General features: G+C 30.8%; 12 protein-coding genes. 3 read left to right on the forward strand and 9 right to left on the reverse strand.

Annotated elements, in window-relative coordinates:
• Window positions 1–50 precede the first annotated feature (50 nt).
• Genes deoC through deoD form a run of 3 tightly spaced genes read right to left on the reverse strand, consistent with a single transcriptional unit; the run spans window position 51 to window position 2,738 of the window.
• Entirely contained in the window at window positions 51–713 is a 663-nt protein-coding gene (deoC, locus tag KQ878_RS02620; RefSeq protein ID WP_216567887.1) for a deoxyribose-phosphate aldolase, read from the reverse strand.
• A gap of 14 nt (window positions 714–727) precedes the next feature.
• Window positions 728–2,026 (reverse strand): pyrimidine-nucleoside phosphorylase, encoded by a 1,299-nt coding sequence (locus KQ878_RS02625; RefSeq protein ID WP_216505622.1) that lies wholly within the window; start codon window positions 2,024–2,026, stop codon window positions 728–730.
• Between the two features lies 1 nt (window position 2,027).
• Entirely contained in the window at window positions 2,028–2,738 is a 711-nt protein-coding gene (deoD, locus tag KQ878_RS02630; protein WP_216505621.1) for a purine-nucleoside phosphorylase, read from the reverse strand.
• A 283-nt stretch (window positions 2,739–3,021) separates the two neighbouring features.
• Between deoD and KQ878_RS02635 the strand changes: the two genes are divergently transcribed.
• Complete coding sequence (locus KQ878_RS02635) at window positions 3,022–3,831, forward strand: Cof-type HAD-IIB family hydrolase (RefSeq protein WP_216505620.1); 810 nt, start codon at window positions 3,022–3,024, stop codon at window positions 3,829–3,831.
• A gap of 41 nt (window positions 3,832–3,872) precedes the next feature.
• Window positions 3,873–5,141 (forward strand): GTPase ObgE, encoded by a 1,269-nt coding sequence (gene obgE, locus KQ878_RS02640; RefSeq protein ID WP_216505619.1) that lies wholly within the window; start codon window positions 3,873–3,875, stop codon window positions 5,139–5,141.
• Between the two features lie 485 nt (window positions 5,142–5,626).
• Here the strand turns inward: obgE and KQ878_RS04415 are convergent, their stop codons facing one another.
• Together KQ878_RS04415 and hisS are read right to left on the reverse strand one after the other, a co-directional pair.
• A complete protein-coding gene (locus KQ878_RS04415; protein WP_216567888.1) occupies window positions 5,627–10,318 on the reverse strand; it encodes a PDDEXK-like endonuclease domain-containing protein in 4,692 nt (1,563 codons plus the stop codon).
• A gap of 17 nt (window positions 10,319–10,335) precedes the next feature.
• Window positions 10,336–11,646, reverse strand: a complete 1,311-nt coding sequence (gene hisS / locus KQ878_RS02650) for a histidine--tRNA ligase (RefSeq protein ID WP_216567889.1) — start codon at window positions 11,644–11,646, stop codon at window positions 10,336–10,338.
• A 195-nt stretch (window positions 11,647–11,841) separates the two neighbouring features.
• Here hisS and KQ878_RS02655 point away from each other — a divergent pair, with 195 nt between their 5' ends.
• A complete protein-coding gene (locus tag KQ878_RS02655) occupies window positions 11,842–13,539 on the forward strand; it encodes an APC family permease (protein ID WP_216505616.1) in 1,698 nt (565 codons plus the stop codon).
• A 17-nt stretch (window positions 13,540–13,556) separates the two neighbouring features.
• Here the strand turns inward: KQ878_RS02655 and msrB are convergent, their stop codons facing one another.
• The 4 genes from msrB to nrnA (KQ878_RS02675) form a co-directional block, all read right to left on the reverse strand.
• Window positions 13,557–14,486 carry a peptide-methionine (R)-S-oxide reductase MsrB gene (gene msrB / locus KQ878_RS02660; RefSeq protein WP_216567890.1) on the reverse strand — a complete coding sequence of 310 codons (930 nt, stop codon included), beginning with the start codon at window positions 14,484–14,486 and terminating at the stop codon, window positions 13,557–13,559.
• 89 nt (window positions 14,487–14,575) lie between these two features.
• Entirely contained in the window at window positions 14,576–15,766 is a 1,191-nt protein-coding gene (locus KQ878_RS02665) for a phosphopentomutase (RefSeq protein ID WP_216567891.1), read from the reverse strand.
• A gap of 8 nt (window positions 15,767–15,774) precedes the next feature.
• Window positions 15,775–16,752, reverse strand: a complete 978-nt coding sequence (gene nrnA / locus KQ878_RS02670) for a bifunctional oligoribonuclease/PAP phosphatase NrnA (RefSeq protein ID WP_216505613.1) — start codon at window positions 16,750–16,752, stop codon at window positions 15,775–15,777.
• Between the two features lie 5 nt (window positions 16,753–16,757).
• Complete coding sequence (gene nrnA / locus KQ878_RS02675) at window positions 16,758–17,726, reverse strand: bifunctional oligoribonuclease/PAP phosphatase NrnA (RefSeq protein WP_216505612.1); 969 nt, start codon at window positions 17,724–17,726, stop codon at window positions 16,758–16,760.
• Window positions 17,727–17,764: the final 38 nt, after the last annotated feature.

Below are 17,764 nucleotides of genomic sequence, written 5' to 3' on the forward strand. Positions count from 1 at the left end.
TTAGATAAAAAGAGCATAAAAAAAGGGCATTGCGCCCTATTAAAAAGTAATTAGTAACCTTCGTTTGAATCCTTACCTTCAACAATAGCGATTGAACGACTTGTACCGAATCTATTTGCTCCAGCTTCAACCATTGCAATCATATCAGCTTTGTTACTGATTCCACCAGCTGCTTTGATTAATAAAGTATCTCCGCAGATAGATTTCATAATTTTTACATCTTCTAATGAAGCCCCACGTGTTGAAAATCCTGTTGAAGTTTTAATGAATTCAGCTCCTGATTTCATAACGATTCTTGTAACTTCTTTAATTTCTTCTTTAGTTAATAAAGCTGTTTCAACAATAACTTTTAATGTATTTTTGCCGCAAGCTTTTTTAACTTCTTTAATGTCGTTTAGAACATATTCGTATTGGCCTTCTTTCATTTTACCAATGTGAATAACCATGTCAATTTCATCTGCACCAGCTTTGATAGCCTCTTGTGCTTCAAAAGCTTTAACATTAGTTAAACAAGCCCCTAATGGGAAGCCAATTACTGATGTAATACCAACACCGGTGTTGGCTAATTTTGATTTAGCGTAAGGTACTCATGATGAGTTAACGCAAATAGTTTTAAAATTGTATTTAATTGCATCTGCAATTAGGTTGTCAATGTCTTTTTGTGTGGCATCAGCTTTTAAATATGTGTGATCTATCATTTGATTGTAGTTCATTTTTTTCTCCTAAATTAGCTTAATTTAGCCAATATAATTTTGTTTTCAACTTGTTTATCGTTAAATTTATATGCTGAAGATAATTCTTCGACAAGTTTCAAGTCAATTGGGTTTGAAGAGTATAGAGTGAATAAAACATCACCTTTTTTAACAACTTCATTTGTTTTTTTATTTAATGTTATTCCTGCTTCAAAGTCGATTGAATCTTCTTTTCTGGCACGTCCAGCCCCTAATTTCATTGCAACAACACCAAAAGTTAATGAATCAAAAATTTCTAGGTAACCTTCATTTTGAGCAATAACTTCGTGTTTGTATTTAGGTTTTCAGAAAGCTGATGCATTTTTTAGGATTTCAGCATTTCCTCCTTGAATAGTTACAAATTCATAGAATTTTTCCAATGCTTTACCATTGTCAATAACTTCTTGAACTCTCGCTTTAGCTTCTTCGTAATCTGTACAAATTTTAGATTGTAAAAGAATGGTTGCACAAGAAGATTTAACCAATTCATTGAAGTCGTGAGGTCCCTTACCTTGTAATGTTCAGATAGCTTCAAGAACTTCATTTTTGTTTCCGATTTCTCTACCAATTGGTCTGTTCATGTTAGTTATTTCAGCTCTAACATCAACATTAAGCTCTTTACCAATTGAAATCATTGTTTTAGCCAAATCAATTGCTTCTTCTTCATTTTTCATAAACGCACCATTACCACATTTAACATCTAGTAATATTGCATCTGAACCAGTAGCTAATTTTTTAGACATAATTGATGAAGCGATTAATGGAATTGACTGTACGCAGTTAACAACATCTCTTAATGCATAAAGTTTTTTGTCAGCCGGTACTAATTGACCAGTTTGTCCGATAACTGCAATACCGTATTTTTTAACTTGTTTAATAAATTCTGCTTCAGTTAATTCGAATCTGAAACCAGGGATTGATTCTAATTTATCTAAAGTACCACCTGTGTGTCCTAAACCTCTACCTGACATTTTAGCAACTGGTGCACCACAAGCAGCAACAATTGGGGCTACAGCTAAAGTTGTCTTGTCCCCAACTCCACCAGTTGAGTGTTTGTCAACTTTGATTCCTGGAATTGAACTTAAGTCAATAACATCTCCTGAAAGCATCATAACACGTGTGAATTCGGCAATTTCTTCTTTAGCCATTCCATTAAACATAACAGCCATAATAAATGCTGCCATTTGGTAATCTGGTGTTTCACCAGAAACATACGAAGAAATTAAATAGTTTATCTCTTCTTTTGTAAGACTTTTATTTAGTCTTTTTTTTTCGATTAAATCGACTATACGCATATTATTTTGCTACTCCTAAAGCTACTTTCATCATATTGGTAAATGCAGTTTGTCTTTCAGCAGGTGATGTTTCTTCATGTGTAACCAAGTTGTCAGAAATGGTTAATAAACAAGCAGCTTTTTTACCTAATTTTTCAGCATTAGTAAATAATGCTAATGATTCCATTTCAACACATGCCGACTTAGTTTGATTAATTCTGTCTTCAACAGTTAAAGTTGAGTAGAAAACGTCTGATGAGTGAACACGTCCTTCAGCTAAATCAATACCTTGAGCTTTAGCTGAAGCTCTCAATTCATCATTTAGTTGAGCAGATGGTAATGCTAAATTAGACGCAAATTCATCTCCTAAAACTAATCTTCTGAAGTGGTCACTATCAGCGTAAGCTTCAGTAGCTAAAAATGTTTGATATAGAGGTAAGTCAGCAACGTAAGCGCCTGCTGAACCAATTCTAATAATTTCTTCTACATCGTAAAATGCAAATAATTCATAGCTATAAATCCCGATTGATGGACAACCCATACCCGATCCAGCAATAGAAACTTCCTTACCGTTGTATTTTCCTGTGTAAATAAACATATTTCTAACAGTGTTAACTAATTTATAACCTGGTTCCAAAAATGTTTCAGCAATAAATTTTGCTCTCAATGGATCTCCGGGCATTAAAACTGTTTTAGCAATTTCGCCTTTTTTGGCGTTAATGTGTGGTGTCATATTTTCTCCTTCTAATTTTATGATTTGAAAGCGATGTTAAACCTGATAAAGTGTGATTTATATAGTACACGTCTTTCTTATTTTAATATAAGTAAAACTTATATACTAATTTTACCACTTTATATATAAATAGTATTTTTGATTAGTAAAAATAAGTTAAATAATTCGGTAAAAACCGGAAACGTTTCTATTTTAATCTTAAATATTACTTATTAGAATGAAAAATTATCCAAATTTTAAAAATAATGTATTATTTATTAGCATTTAGCAGAAAGGGGCTTTTATGAAAAAGAAACCAATAGTATTTAGTGATGTTGACGGAACAATCTACACAAGCAATGGTTACGTCTCAAACTACAATTTAAACATAATTAAAAACAACGAGTTAAGTTTCAATATCGCAACTGGAAACCCAATTTGTCCTAAGATGTTCAAACTTGCAAAACTTGTTAATGCTGATTACATAATCGGTTCAAGTGGTGTTCAAATTTACGATTTTAAGCGTTACAAATTCGTAAGAGAAGAATTCATTAACCCAAAAGTTGTTAAAAAAATCTTTGATATTTTTAGAGAACATAAAGTTTCAGCAGCCGGCTGAAGTTCAGATGCTTTTTATATTTTTAAAGAAGAAGATAAAGAGTTTTTAAACAGAATTTACTTTAGATATGAAACATTTGACCAATTTGAATTATATGAAGGACAAGACATTAAAAACGTTTCGAAAATTGAAGTTTATTTTGAAACAACCGAAAATGTTGATGAATTAATCAAATTATTAAAAGGTTTAGATGTTAAATTAATAAAAACACATATGAACCTTGAAATCTTACCTTACGGAGCATCAAAAGGTAGAGCGATTTTATGAATGTTAGAAAATATATTCAAAAACTACTCAAACAATGACGTTATGGTTATTGGGGACTCAGAAAACGATTTTTCAATGTTTAAACGTTTCAATTATTCATACGCAATGGATAATTCAAAAGACATAGTTAAAGAAAAAGCAAAATATGTAACCAGATCAGTTCAGGAACATGGTTTAGGTATTGCGATATTAGATTATTTATCTAAATTTAACTCATCAAAAGAATAAAACATAATTTATATATTTATTTTGAAGTAAGGGGGTAATAAATGGCTAGATTTATTGATGAAATTAAAATTCAATTAGTTGCTGGAAAAGGCGGCGACGGAATGATTTCATTTAGAAGAGAAGCACACGTTGACAAGGGAGGACCAGACGGCGGCGATGGTGGTCGTGGCGGAAATATTTATTTCGTTGGTGACCTTGGAAAAAATACACTTTTATCTCTTTATGGAAACAAAAAAATAACTGCTGATGACGGAGTCAACGGTGGACCAAAAAATTTATATGGAGCCGCGGGAAAAGATAAATACGTTCCCGTTCCAATCGGTACAGTCGTTTATAATAATGGCAAGGTAGTTGCTGATATTATCGAACCTAAAGAATACTTAGTAGCTAGAGGTGGTCAAGGTGGTCGTGGTAATATGAAATTTAAATCACCACGTAATACCGCTCCTAGAATTTGTGAAAATGGTACACGTGGCGAAAAATTCGATGCTCATATCATTTTAAAAATAATGTCAGATGTCGGAGTTGTTGGAAAACCATCCGCTGGAAAAAGTACCTTGCTTTCAGCAATTTCAAATGCAAAAGCAAAAATTGCCGACTATGAATTTACAACTTTAGTTCCTCAATTAGGTATGGTTAAATACTACGATAATTCATTTGTTGTAGCTGATTTGCCAGGATTAATTGAAGGAGCATCTCAAGGTCGTGGATTGGGGATTCAATTCTTAAAACACATTGAAAGATGTCGCGTTATTGCTCACATCATTGATTTTGGTAGCGAATATAAAGATCCGATTGAAGATTTCGAAACAATTAATGAAGAACTAAAAAGCTATAGCTTACATTTAGAAAACAAAGTTCAATTGGTAATTGCAAATAAAAATGATCTACCGCAATTTAAAGAACATTACGAAAAATTTGTTGCAAAATACCCAAATGTTAAAATAGTTCAAATTTCAGCTTTAGACATGAATAATTTAGACGAAGTTAAGAAAGAATTATGAAACTTAATTGAAGCTAACAAATTAAAACCAATCGAAGAAGTTCAAGAGGACGAAGTCGTCGAAATCTCACTTGAAGAGGAATATAAAATTATCAACCCTTACGCAGGATATTTCGAAATTTCTGGACCAAGAATCCAGAAACTATACGATAAAATCCCATTAGTAAGTTATGACAACCTACTTAGATTTAATAACATTTTAAAGAAAATAGGTGTTTGAGATGATCTTATTAAAAAGGGCATCCAACAAGGGGATACCGTTAGAATATTTGAATATGAGTTCGAATGAGATGGCGATTATAATTAAAATGCATTTAGGTGCATTTTTTTGTTTAACTCATAAAAATTTGCAAAATATCCACATTTTTGTAAGATTGGAAACATTACCATTATGAAATGAAATAAATTATAAAAAATAATTATCACAAATTTGTTGGAATTATAAAATAAAGTCGTGTTTATACCAGCAAGATTCAAAAAACACAATTTATTTATATTTCATTAATAGTATATTTGTTTATAAATCGTCGCAATTTTCTAATGCCTTTCTAAAGCAAAGCGCATAATATATCATCCTAATAATTTGACTTGGTCGGGTTCGTTCAAATTTTATTAGTGAAAATTAAATTTAAATAAATTTTAAACGCGATTGGAAACGTGAAGATATCCGATTGTGCACGAAATGGTACCAACAATCCTGAAAGTGAAACACGTAAACCTATGCGGTTTTCTTGCTTTATGCCGCATAAAAAAGCACTCCGAGACATGTGCGTCATTCGGGGTGTTTTTTTATTAATTAAGATGATAAACATCGTCTTGATTGGTAATAATATTGTTATCAACTAAATCTTCTAAGGTTTTATTAAAATATTCTTTGTTTTTTGAATTTAGAGATTTGTAACCTAATTGCTCACTAATAATTCTAATTAATGAATCTTTTTCAATAGAATTAACCATTTGCAATATAGTTTTTACCAAATGAACATATTCATAATAGTGAACGGTCTCGCGCGATCTTTGGGTCTCACCTTTTTTGAAGGTGATGTTTTCACAGTTTAGGTTGGGATGTATGAAGAATTCTCCATTCAAATGAGCTATATCGCTTGAGTATCTAAGGAATGAATCATAAAATCTTTTGACAAATGAAGTAAATGATTGACGATTGCATAAGAAAGTCAATATTCGCTTGACTATAGACGAGTGTATAACTTGATATTTAACCAATAAATCTTTAACGATTCTTATTAGTGTATGGGAAAGATCTATTGAAGATGCAAAGTTTGATATGTGATAATTTCTAACTATTTCGGCTATTTGCTCGTTATTGAACTCAGGAAGTACATCGAAATTTAATTCTAAGTTTTGTTTCTCGGTCACGTTCAAAAATGAATTCGAGGCAATTTCCGAGTTTTTAGACGGAATATTGTATGGATGATCCTTACCATTCTTAATGTCGCTCAATTTTTTTAATATAGCATTGAGTTCTGCTTTTTTATTTGTAAATCAACTGGTAGATCAAATTCTGTGAATTTGTCAACCACGACTATTAAGAACTTGTTGTCTTAATCTATCTCTATCACGAGACGTTTTAGAAGAGTGATATGTTGCTCCGTCGCATTCAATACCAAGGATAAATCTATTTGGGTTTGTTGGGTCAACAACAGCTAAGTCAATTCTAAATCCTGAACACCCGACCTGAGTTTTTAATTTATATCCGGCATTAGTTAATTCTCTATAAACCTCTTCTTCAAAAGGCGAATCAAAAGAATTAAAATCATTTACGTAATCAACAGTTTTGTCGATACCATATTCTGCGATTTCTAAATATTTTTTAAGAAATTTAACGCCTCTTGAGTCGGTTCTATTTAAATCGATATCACTAGCGTCCAATGAAGTAATAATAACTATGCCTCTTTTTGCGCGTGTAAAGGCAACATTTAAACGCTTATAGCCATTATCGTGATTAATAGGACCAAATCTCATAGAAATCTTGTCATTTTCATCAGGACCGTAAACTGAATTTATGATAACGAATTCTCTTTCATCGCCTTGAACAGTTTCAATATTTTTAACAAAAAATGGGTCTTCTTTATCCCGATCAAAAAAGCTACTATACATTGGATTAGATTGCTTAAATTTCTCGATTTTTCGTTCTAACAATAACTGTTGTTCGGTATTAAAGGTCACAACACCTAGTGTAACATTAGAACCGTATGTATCAATGATATCTTTGATAATTTCAACAGTTTTATCAGCTTCCACTTCATTTTTACGGTCGACTAACACGCCTTCAACTTTGATTTTATTAATTGATTCGTATTTACCTGGTTCGGTTAATGAAGGGAATGTTATTAAATCGTGATATATTTCCTTGTTTGAAGGATAAATTAAATTTTCATAAAGTGAGCGATAGTGTCATCTTAATTTAATGGTTTTTAAAACAATATTAGACATATCAAGGATTGAATCAAAACCTTTAACCGAGATATCATTTTCATCATCAACATCAATATAATCGTTTTGATCTATTGTGTTAAAGAAATTAGTTGGCGGCAATTGTTCTGAATCACCCACAATAATAACTTGTTTTGCGCGGCTAATTGCACCAATAGCGGTTTCCGGTCTGACTTGTGATGCCTCATCAAAAATTACTGTATCAAACAAAATATCACTATCTTTTAAATAAGCACTAACAGATAAGGGAGACATCATTAAACAAGGTTTTAATTGCAACATTAAATTTGGTATTTTTTCAAACAATTTTTTAAAGGACATTCTATTTCTTGATTTATTTACTTCAGACTTCAATATTTTAACCTCAAGATTTTTGGAACCCAAACCTGAAGCATTTGGAATATTGTTGTTTAAATTTGCAATAATTTTCGCTCTTGCTAATTGTTGAACATTCGCTTCAACATTTATAAAATTATCTCTTAAGGTTTCAAGTTTAGAACCATTAAAATCAACAAAGCACTCATTAATAAAATGATCTATTAATATTTTGTAAAATCTTTTCATAAATATTTCAAAAAGATTTTTTCTGTAATTGCCATTTAACACTTTTTCAACAAAATCATCTAACGAATATTTCTTGATATTATTGATTGAAGATACAAGGGATAACATTGAAGTAAAATCGTCTTTATAAACAGCAAATTGAGATAATTTTATTTTTAAATCATTTTTACTTAATGAATCGAAATTAGCAATATTTTCGTCAAAAACATCTGAAATTCTCTTGAAATCATCTTGAAACTTTTTCAATTTGTTTAAACTGTTCAATAATTCATTTCTATAGCGTATGTCTTCATTAAAAATATAAACCATTTTTTGTATATCTATTGAAAAATCAGAAATTGCAGAAAAAAGTTTAGTTTTTGAAGCAAAGACAATCATTTTATATATAGATTGTAAATATTGTAAATTTTTGTTTTTGGGTTTGAAATTAGAATTATTATAAGAACTCCAAAAATTATTTTCACATCTTTTTAATTCAATTAAATCGGGTAGAACATTTTCAATGACTGATTTATCTTTGGTCAAGAAATGTTTTTTGATAATTTTCTTAGCTTTATGCCACTTAGAAACTAAGAATCTGTATGACTTGTTATGATACTTGTTAAAAATTGTTTCAAATTCAAGTATATTTTCCGAAATAATTGATTCTCTAAAAATATTCTTGTTTTTCTCTAATAATTTAATTTTTTGTTCTAGATTTAAAGTCATATTTGAATATTGAGCTATTTCATTGTCATAATTGTTTATTTGAAATACAGATGTATCAATTTTTCCTTGTATACTCATTAAATGAGTGAATAATTCAAAAAGAAATTTGATATTCTTAATATAAGAGACATCATTAAACGTAATAAATTTATGATTATTTGTCAAGTCAGAATATACAACATCAATGTTTCGACCAATAATTTCAATTAGTGAAAAGAAGTTTTCTTTTTCGATTTCGCTTAACCTAGTTAATTTTAGCCCTCATCAGACATTCAAAATTGGGTTTTTATCAAAATGATTGATGTAATCTTGTAATTCTTTAATATTAATTTTTAATTCATCTAGCTTTTCAGAATCAATATTTAGAAAATTATTGATATTGAATTGTAGATTTGAAACCTTATCGAATTTATAAAAATTTCCAATCATTTTATATAAGCTTTTATTTAAAGGCGCTCTTAATTTTAAAAGTTCTCAGCCATATTTTTTAAGTCTCTCTACTATGGCTAGATAATCATTAGTAAATTTAGATATTGGATCACTTGCAACTTGATAATTCAGTTTACCTTTTTCAAGAGTGTCATCCAAATCCTTCAAAATTGCTTTTTTATCTAAATCTAAACTATGAATAGGAATAACATAATCGTTTAATTGTATTTTTTTCAAGTTATTATAAACAACATCCAAAGCCGCTTTTTTCTCTGACACAAATAGAACTTTTTTGTTTCTGGCTAATAATTCAGTAATGATATTTGTAATTGTGTGTGACTTCCCAGTTCCTGGAGGACCCTGCAAAATGAAACTTTCTCCTTGAATTGCAGATTGAATTGCAACTTCCTGTGATGAGTCAGAATCAAGAACATGATAGTATTCATTAATATCGATTTTAGTTTCAACATTGTCTTCATTGATAATATCAAAATCATTGATGCCATCATTTTCTTCATTTGAAAGTGCCTTAATAAATTCATTTTCAACTATTTTATCTTCATTTTCATCTAAATCGACATACATATTGATTTTTGAAAAACTGAAAGTATCTAAAAATATGCGGTTATCTATTTGCCAATCATTACTTCTAAAATTAGTTGTTAGTTGTTCAACAAAATTATTGTACTTAGCGTAATTATTTTCACAGTTATCAATAGCATTAATATCTATATTAATACCATAAATAACTGAAAGTTTTCTGATTAGTGCTAAATTTGGAGTTAAAGTAAATTCATCATCAAAAAGCACATGATACTGTGTTTGATTTTTTAAATTCTTTGATTTCAAATTTGCTTGAAGAAACATTAAGGGTGAATAAACAAACCCGGAAATAGAAGTATTATTTTCTGCTTCGCTTCACTTTAAAAGACCAAAACTTAAAAACAATGTATTAATTGAATATTGATCAATAAAATCTAGATATTTTTTGTTAATCTTTTTCAATATTATTGCTTGGTCTTCGTAGTCAACGTTTGAATAAAGAGTATTGGGTTTGCAAGCGCCAATTTTGTCTATCACATCATCTAATTTAACTATTTTTAAGTTTTTTTGCTGTTCATTAAACTCAGAATCAAAACTTAAATTAGCGATTTCTATCTTCTCAGAACCAACGTAATCTAATATTGTTTTTAAGTCTGGACAAATAACTTCTAATTTCGATTGCGTTTTTGATGTCTTTAGTGAATAATTCAACGCTTTATTTCTGTATGTTAAGTCAAGTAAATCGTTTTTTCATGTTTCTATATTTTGGCTTGCTTTATTACTCATTTGTTTCTCCTATGTATTTATTCAAGAAATAATTCTAAGTCTTGTACACTTTGCAATCCAGATTCGGCTAGGAAATCTAGTAAATCCACAAATCCTTCTTCTGTTAATGAAAAGTAAATCCTGTCATTTGTCTCAATGTGTTTTACAACAATTAGTTCATTATTATCGAACAAATCGTCTAAAATAACATATTTTGCGCCTAATTTTTTGGCTTTATCAAAAATCTTTTTACTTTTTGAAACATCTTTTAAGTATTCAATTTTGATGCCATAGGATCTTAATTCGTTTGATAAACAAAATAAAGGGGTTAAGTATTTTTCCTGTGTTGAAGCAATCAAAATATCTACAACTTCAACATCATCATTATTGATTTCTAAATTTTGCTCAGTTAAAATTTCAGCAGTTCTATCAACACCAAACCCTCAACCGCTAGCGCATAAATCTGGTCCATCTAATTCTTTAATTAAATTAGAATATCTACCTCCACCAATCAACGTCGATTGACTCCCGGTATTCTGAGCAGTAGAAACGAATTCGTAAACAGTTTCATCATAATAATCAAGACCTCTTACTAATGAGTAATCAATCTGGTAGTTAATTCCTGCTTCATCCAATATTTGAACCAACTTTTGGAATTGATTTTTACTTGATTCAGATAAAAATTTATTAATTTTTGGCGCTTTTTTAACAAAGTCTTTATTTCCATCAACCTTGTCATCTAGAATTCTTAAAACATTACCTTCTAAACGAGCTTTAGAGTCTTCCGTTAATTGGTCTTGATATTGCTCTAAATATTTTTTTAATTCCTTTTGATAATTATTTCTCGATTCAAAGTCACCGATTGAATTAATTTTCAGTATGAAACTCAATCCTAAAATTTGCAATATAGAATGCGCTAAAATAATTAATTCAGCATCTGTGTAAACGTTAGCTTCCCCAATCGATTCAACGCCAGCTTGGTAAAATTGTCTCTGGCGTCCTTTCTGTGGTTGCTCATATCTAAACATTTGACCAAAATATGCAAACTTAGTGGTTTTTAAAGTTGCATATCACTTGTTTTCAATTAAAGCTCTTACGAAACCAGCAGTCCCTTCGGGTCTTAATGCAATTTCTCTATCACCTTTGTCTTTAAATTCATACATTTCTTTCTTAACGATGTCGCTTCCCGCTACCGAACGTTTATATAATTGAGCTTGTTCAATAATTGGTGTATCGATTAAGTTGAAATTGTAATTTCTAACAACCTTAATAAATGTTGCTCTTATGAATTCTTGGATATTCATTTCAGCTGGAGATAAATCTCTTGTGCCTTTAATCTTTTTAATCATATTAACCTTCCTTATATATATTTAATTATTATACTCTAATATAAATACCAAATATAAATATAGGAAATAAATTATTCTTTTTTTTACCCAAAATATTGAATTTATAGTCATAAAAGTAAAAAATATCGTTTAAAAATAACCTAACTTCAAAAAAATCGTTTTTGGTATAATTCAAACTAATATGCGAGGTGCTCAATGAACAAAGTAAGTAATAAACAAACATACACTAAAACATCAACTAAGAAAAAAATTAGTTTTTTTAGTTCAATGATGATTGTAATGGGCAGTTCAATTGGGGCCGGAATTTTCTTTAAATCTGAAGAAGTCTTACAAAATTCGAGAGGTTCATTAATTTTAGCCATTGTATGTTGAATTATTGCTTCATTTGCAGTTATTTCAATGGCTTTAGCACTCACAGAAATAGCGGGAATTAAAAATGATAATTTATCAATAATAGGATGAAATAGAATTTTTAATTCAAGATGAGTTTATAAAGCAAGCAAAAATTTCATGGTTTATCTAACTTTACCATTAACATTTTTTTATATGCCTGTGTATGTAATAATGGCAATTCAAGACGGGGCTGGAGCATTAGCAAATAAACAAGCTTTAACCTTTGGTACGAATTATGACTGGCTTATATGACTTTCAATCACAACATTAATGGGGTTATATTTCTTATTACTCCCTGGGTTAAATTCAAAAATCGGTAGTGCACACAATATCGTTGTTCTATGTATTAAATTTTTACCGCTGGTTTTTATTACCCTAATTGGTTTTACTCTTGCTTTTACTGGCAAAGGCGGTGTAAGCGAAATAAGTTTAGGAATTAAACAGCATGAATTTAATATTAAAACGGGTAGCACATTTATTCAGTATGGTGGTTTAGGAGGATTTATCGGGGTATTTCTATCAGTTGGAGCAATTTTTTTTGCTTATGATGGTTTTTATATTGCAGCCGGAATGCAGAGTGAAATGAAACGACCTGAAAAAACTTCATTAGCTTTATCATTGGGATTAATTGTTGTAACAATTATTTATGTAGCAATTGCTATTTCAATGTCAATTAATGGTGGGTCGTTTACCAATATGAGAAGTTATATTGAGAACTTAATGGGCGTAACCACCGGTCGAATTATTTTTGGTTTAATCAATATTACAATTGCAATTGGTGTTATGGGGATAATAAATGGTTTCGCAATGTGGATGCCAAGATTTATTGAATCACTACTAGCCGAGGGTGAATTACCATTTTGAAAAAAATCTATTGGAAAACTAAATCCAAACAAACCAGTTTTTGGCGTAATATACTCATTAATAATCGGTTTGGGTTCAAATATTATATTCACTATTATCGGTGCTCAATTATATCTTCCGGTTAATGAGTCTTACTTAATTTATAGTAGTGACTCATTTAAGGCAATGTCCAGATTGTATGCTTTTACAGATTTAATAGCAAACTGAATAACTGTATTTACTTTTGTTTTTATCGCATTTGCGATACTTGGGGCAATAAAAAATAAAAAAACCAATAAAGTAGAAATAAAACACAAACAACGCTTTTTCAATTTCTTTGCCTATGTCACGGTGATTTTTGTCGGACTGGCAATGTTGGCTCAAACAATTGTGCCAATTGCTGACTTCTTAATGGTCTTTGGTTTTGATGAAAAATCTTATTCATTAGCAAAAAATATGACAATTGCTGAAGCGCATAATTACTATATTTCATTGGTAGTTGGTCGAACAATGTTGGTTATTATGTTATTGATTTTTAATGCCCTTATATTTTTAACTACAGTAATTGAGGACAGAATTCATATTAAAAAATATGGAACACTTGATAATTATAGAGATTATAGAAATAATCTGCTGAATTTAAAAAACCGGGAATAACACACCGGTTTTTGTTTTTATTCACAATATTTTTTATATTCTGAATATCCCGCTTCGTCCATTTCTTCATATGGAATAAATTTTAATGCTGCACCATTAATGCAATATCTTAATCCGCCTTTGTCTTTTGGGCCATCATTGAACACGTGGCCAAGATGATTGTTTCCTTCACCAGATCTTACCTCTGTACGCACCATATTATGCGAATTATCTTCTAAATATTCAACACTTCCTTTTGAAATGGGTTTAGAAAAACTAGGCCAGCCACAGCCTGCGTCAAATTTATCGCTTGACGAGAATAATGCTTCACCGCTAATTTGTTCAACATAAATGCCTCGTCTATATTCTTTATTCAATTCTGATGTATGAGGTCTTTCTGTTGCGTTATTTTTTAAAACTTCAAAGCTTAATTCGGATAAAGCAAGCTCATTGTTTATTTGTTTCAAGATTTTATTTTCATTGTCATCAAGATTATAATCTGTGTTTAAATTCACATGGCAATAACCGCCAGGATTTTTTTCCAAATAATCTTGGTGATAATCTTCTGCTAAAATAAAATGTTTTAGTGGTGCTAGTTCAACACAAAAATTCTTAAATATTCTTCTTTTTAGTGCAAATATTTTTTCGATAATTGTAATATCTTCCCCTTCGGTGTAATACACTCCGGTTCGATACTGTGTACCAATGTCATTTCCTTGTTTATTCAAAGATTCAGGATCTATCAATCTAAAAAAATGCAGTAATAATTCTCCCAAAGATACTAAATTTGAGTCGTAGACAACTTTCACAGTTTCAGCATGTAATGTATTTTTTAAATTTTTATATGTTGCATTTTTATCTAATCCGTTTGCATATCCAGAAACTGAATCTATTACTCCGGGTACTCTTGAAAAATAGGCCTCAATCCCCCAAAAACAACCCCCAGCTAAATAAATAGTTTTATTCATATTCCTCCTTGTTGGGAGTATTTTATCACGAAAACCACTCTGTATAATAAACAAAAAACACGTTTTGCACGTGTTTAAAGAAAATTTAATTAAACTAATTGATCAAAGATATCATCACCTGTTTCGGTAACAATTGGACAATTTCAGTTTCTTGCGACTATGTTACCGGTTGTTCCTAATCCTTCAACATCTTTTAACACTTTTGGAGATTTAAATGATTTAGAGAATATAGTTAAAGGTAGCATTTCTCTTGTGTGGTTGAATCCAGGATATAATGGATCATTCCCATGGTCAGATGTCATAATCAATAAATCGTCTTCTTTCATTGCATTAATTAAAGCACCGATTTTTGAGTCTAATAAAGCAATGTTTGAAGCATAACCATCTACATCTCTACGGTGTCCATAGTGTGAGTCAAATTGAACTAAGTTTGTGAAAACAAATTTGTCTACTGTGTCTTTCATTGCTTCTTCAATTGTTATATCCATTGCATGAGCATCCCCATCTGAGTGAATAGCTCTTGAAACGCCTTGGCCAACAAAAATATCATTAATTTTACCAACAGCAACAACTTCAACACCAGCTCTTTGTAAATCATTTAGAATCAATTCACGTGGTTGGTTTGCGTAGTCGTGGCGATTGAATGTTCTCTTGTATTTTCCGTTTTCATCTGTAATAAAAGGTCTAACAATAATTCTACCAACATTTCATTCTGGTCTAGATGAACAAATTTCTCTGGCAGCTTTACCATAACGGTATAAATTGTCTAATCCGATTCATTCTTCATGAGCAGCAATTTGTAAAACTGAGTCCATTGAAGTATAAATAATAATTGCTCCGGTTTCTTTTTGTTCTTGAGCAAATTCATCAATGATTTCTGTTCCAGAGCCACTTCTGTTACAAATAATTTTGCGTCCATCAAATGCTTTTGATAATTCAGCAACCAAGTCTTCTGGAAATCCATTTTCGGTGAATGTTGGGAATGGCACTAATGTTTTGATACCCATCATTTCTCAGTGTCCTGCTAAAGTATCTTTAGCATTTGAAACTTCTTGAATTCTTGACATGTATGCCAATGGTTTACGTACATGGTAATTTCCTTCCAATGTGGTTACGTTACCAATACCAAGTTTTTTTCAATTATCTATGAAAAACATTGCGCTTTTTGAAGCGGATAAAATGGTGTTAGCCCCTTTATCACCAAATGCTGTTTGATCGCGATCAGGACCAATTCCTAAACCGTCTGTAACAATCATAAAAATACGATTAAATTTTGCCATAATAACTCCTATTTATTTTCTTTTTGTCAACGTAATACTTCTTCATTACAGTCATCGATAACTTTTTCAACATCATCAAAGGTTGAAATCATCGAACCTGAAGCACGGTCATGTCCGCCGCCGCCTCATTTTAAAGCTACGTTTCTAACAATTGGTCCGTTTGAACGGTATTCACAACGAATCATGCCGCTTTCTTCTTCATTAAATGATACTCAAATTGGGTATCCCTTAATATTACCTATCATATTTGGACGAGCCATATCGTTAGGTTTTTTTCCTAAACCCAATGTTGTTTTGTAATCAACTTGAATATATGCAACTTGACCTTTGGTTTTTAATGATGACATTAAAGCTGATTGAACTTTTAAGTCTTCCAAAGTTGTTTGTGCAAGTCCTAAAAATATTTTTTCTGCATTTAAATTATTTTTATATAGGTGCGCAACTAATTCGTGAGTTCTTGCAGATGTATCAGAGAACTGAAATCTACCTGAATCAGTAACTATTCCAAGAAAGACAAAATTTGCGGCTTTTTCTGTAATTTTTCACTTCATTTGAAATGCTAATTCAGCAATCATTTCTGCAGCCGCGATTCTGTTTTCTTCTAATCAAACAGTAACTTTATCTAAATCGTCTTCATTTGGATGATGGTCAATTCTTAATGTTTCAGCAAATAAATTTTTGTCCAAAACTTCACGATTAAAAATTCTTTCCTTTTGGTTTGCATCTACAACAACACCAAGTGATTTTTTCAAAATTTCATCTGACGGAATTTCATCAAAATCTAAATTCAAAAAATTACTGAATAAACCGTTTGAATTTCCAATAGCATAAACTTTTTTATTAGGGTAATTTTCTCTCAATAATTCTCTAAGGCCAAACTGACTTCCTAAACAGTCCCCATCAGGACGAACGTGATGAAAAATTACGATTGAGTCATATTCCTCAATTTTTTTTGCGGCATCTTGTCATCTGCCAGTATTTTGCATTTTCACTATTTAGCCTCCCATCTTGTAATTGCATCATTTAATTCACGAACTACTTGGTCGACTTCATCAAATGATTTTATTGTACATCCGGCAGCATTGGCATGTCCACCACCTTCATATTTATTAGCGACTTCATTAACTAATGGTCCATTTGAACGCAATCTACAACGAACTGAACCGTCTGATTGTTCTACAAAAAATGCTCAACATGCGTTATCTTCTATATTTGCTAATTCATTTACTGAAACTGCAGCTTTAAGATCATTGAAACCAAATTCTTCTTGAACAGCTTTAGTTGCTAAGAAATAAAGTACTCTTCCTTGTTTTTTAAAATTAGAAAGAATGTATCCAGAATATTTAATATCCTTTACAGTTCTTCTTGCTAGTTCTCTGTGTAATTGAGAAGGGTCAATTCCTCCTTGTTCTTGTAGGAATGCGGCCAATCTATACGTTCTAGGTGATGTGTCTGCATACATGAATCTACCAGAATCAGTAACTATTCCTAAAAATGTATGTTTAGCAGCTTTTTCACTAACTTTTCAACCTGCATCGAAAGCAATTTGTGCTACTTGTTCCGCTGCCGCAACATAGTGTTCATCAACGAAAAGATAATCATATTCAACATCACTGCCGTTTGGGTGATGATCAATTCTTAATTTAGCAGTAAATTTATCAGTTAATAATAAATCACCGTTTTGAATACGATCTGAACTTGACGCATCAACAACAATTGCTAACGAATCGTTGAAATCAATAATTTCCACAGGGTCAAATTGATAATTCATAAAATTGTATGTATCATTATTATCGCCAGGTGTAAAAACATTTTTGTCAGGAAAATTATCTTTAATCATTTGTGCTAATCCGTGTTGAGAACCTAAACAATCCCCATCAGGACGAACATGATGAAAAATGATAATATTCTTGTGTTTTTTGATTGCTTCAATAGCAACCGAACTAGATCCTATTTTCATAAATATCTCCTTTTATTTCTATATTTAATTAAGTTTTT

Origin of the sequence: Mycoplasma zalophidermidis (assembly GCF_018913985.1) — a bacterium.
Lineage (GTDB): Bacteria > Bacillota_I > Bacilli_A > Mycoplasmatales > Metamycoplasmataceae > Mycoplasmopsis > Mycoplasmopsis zalophidermidis.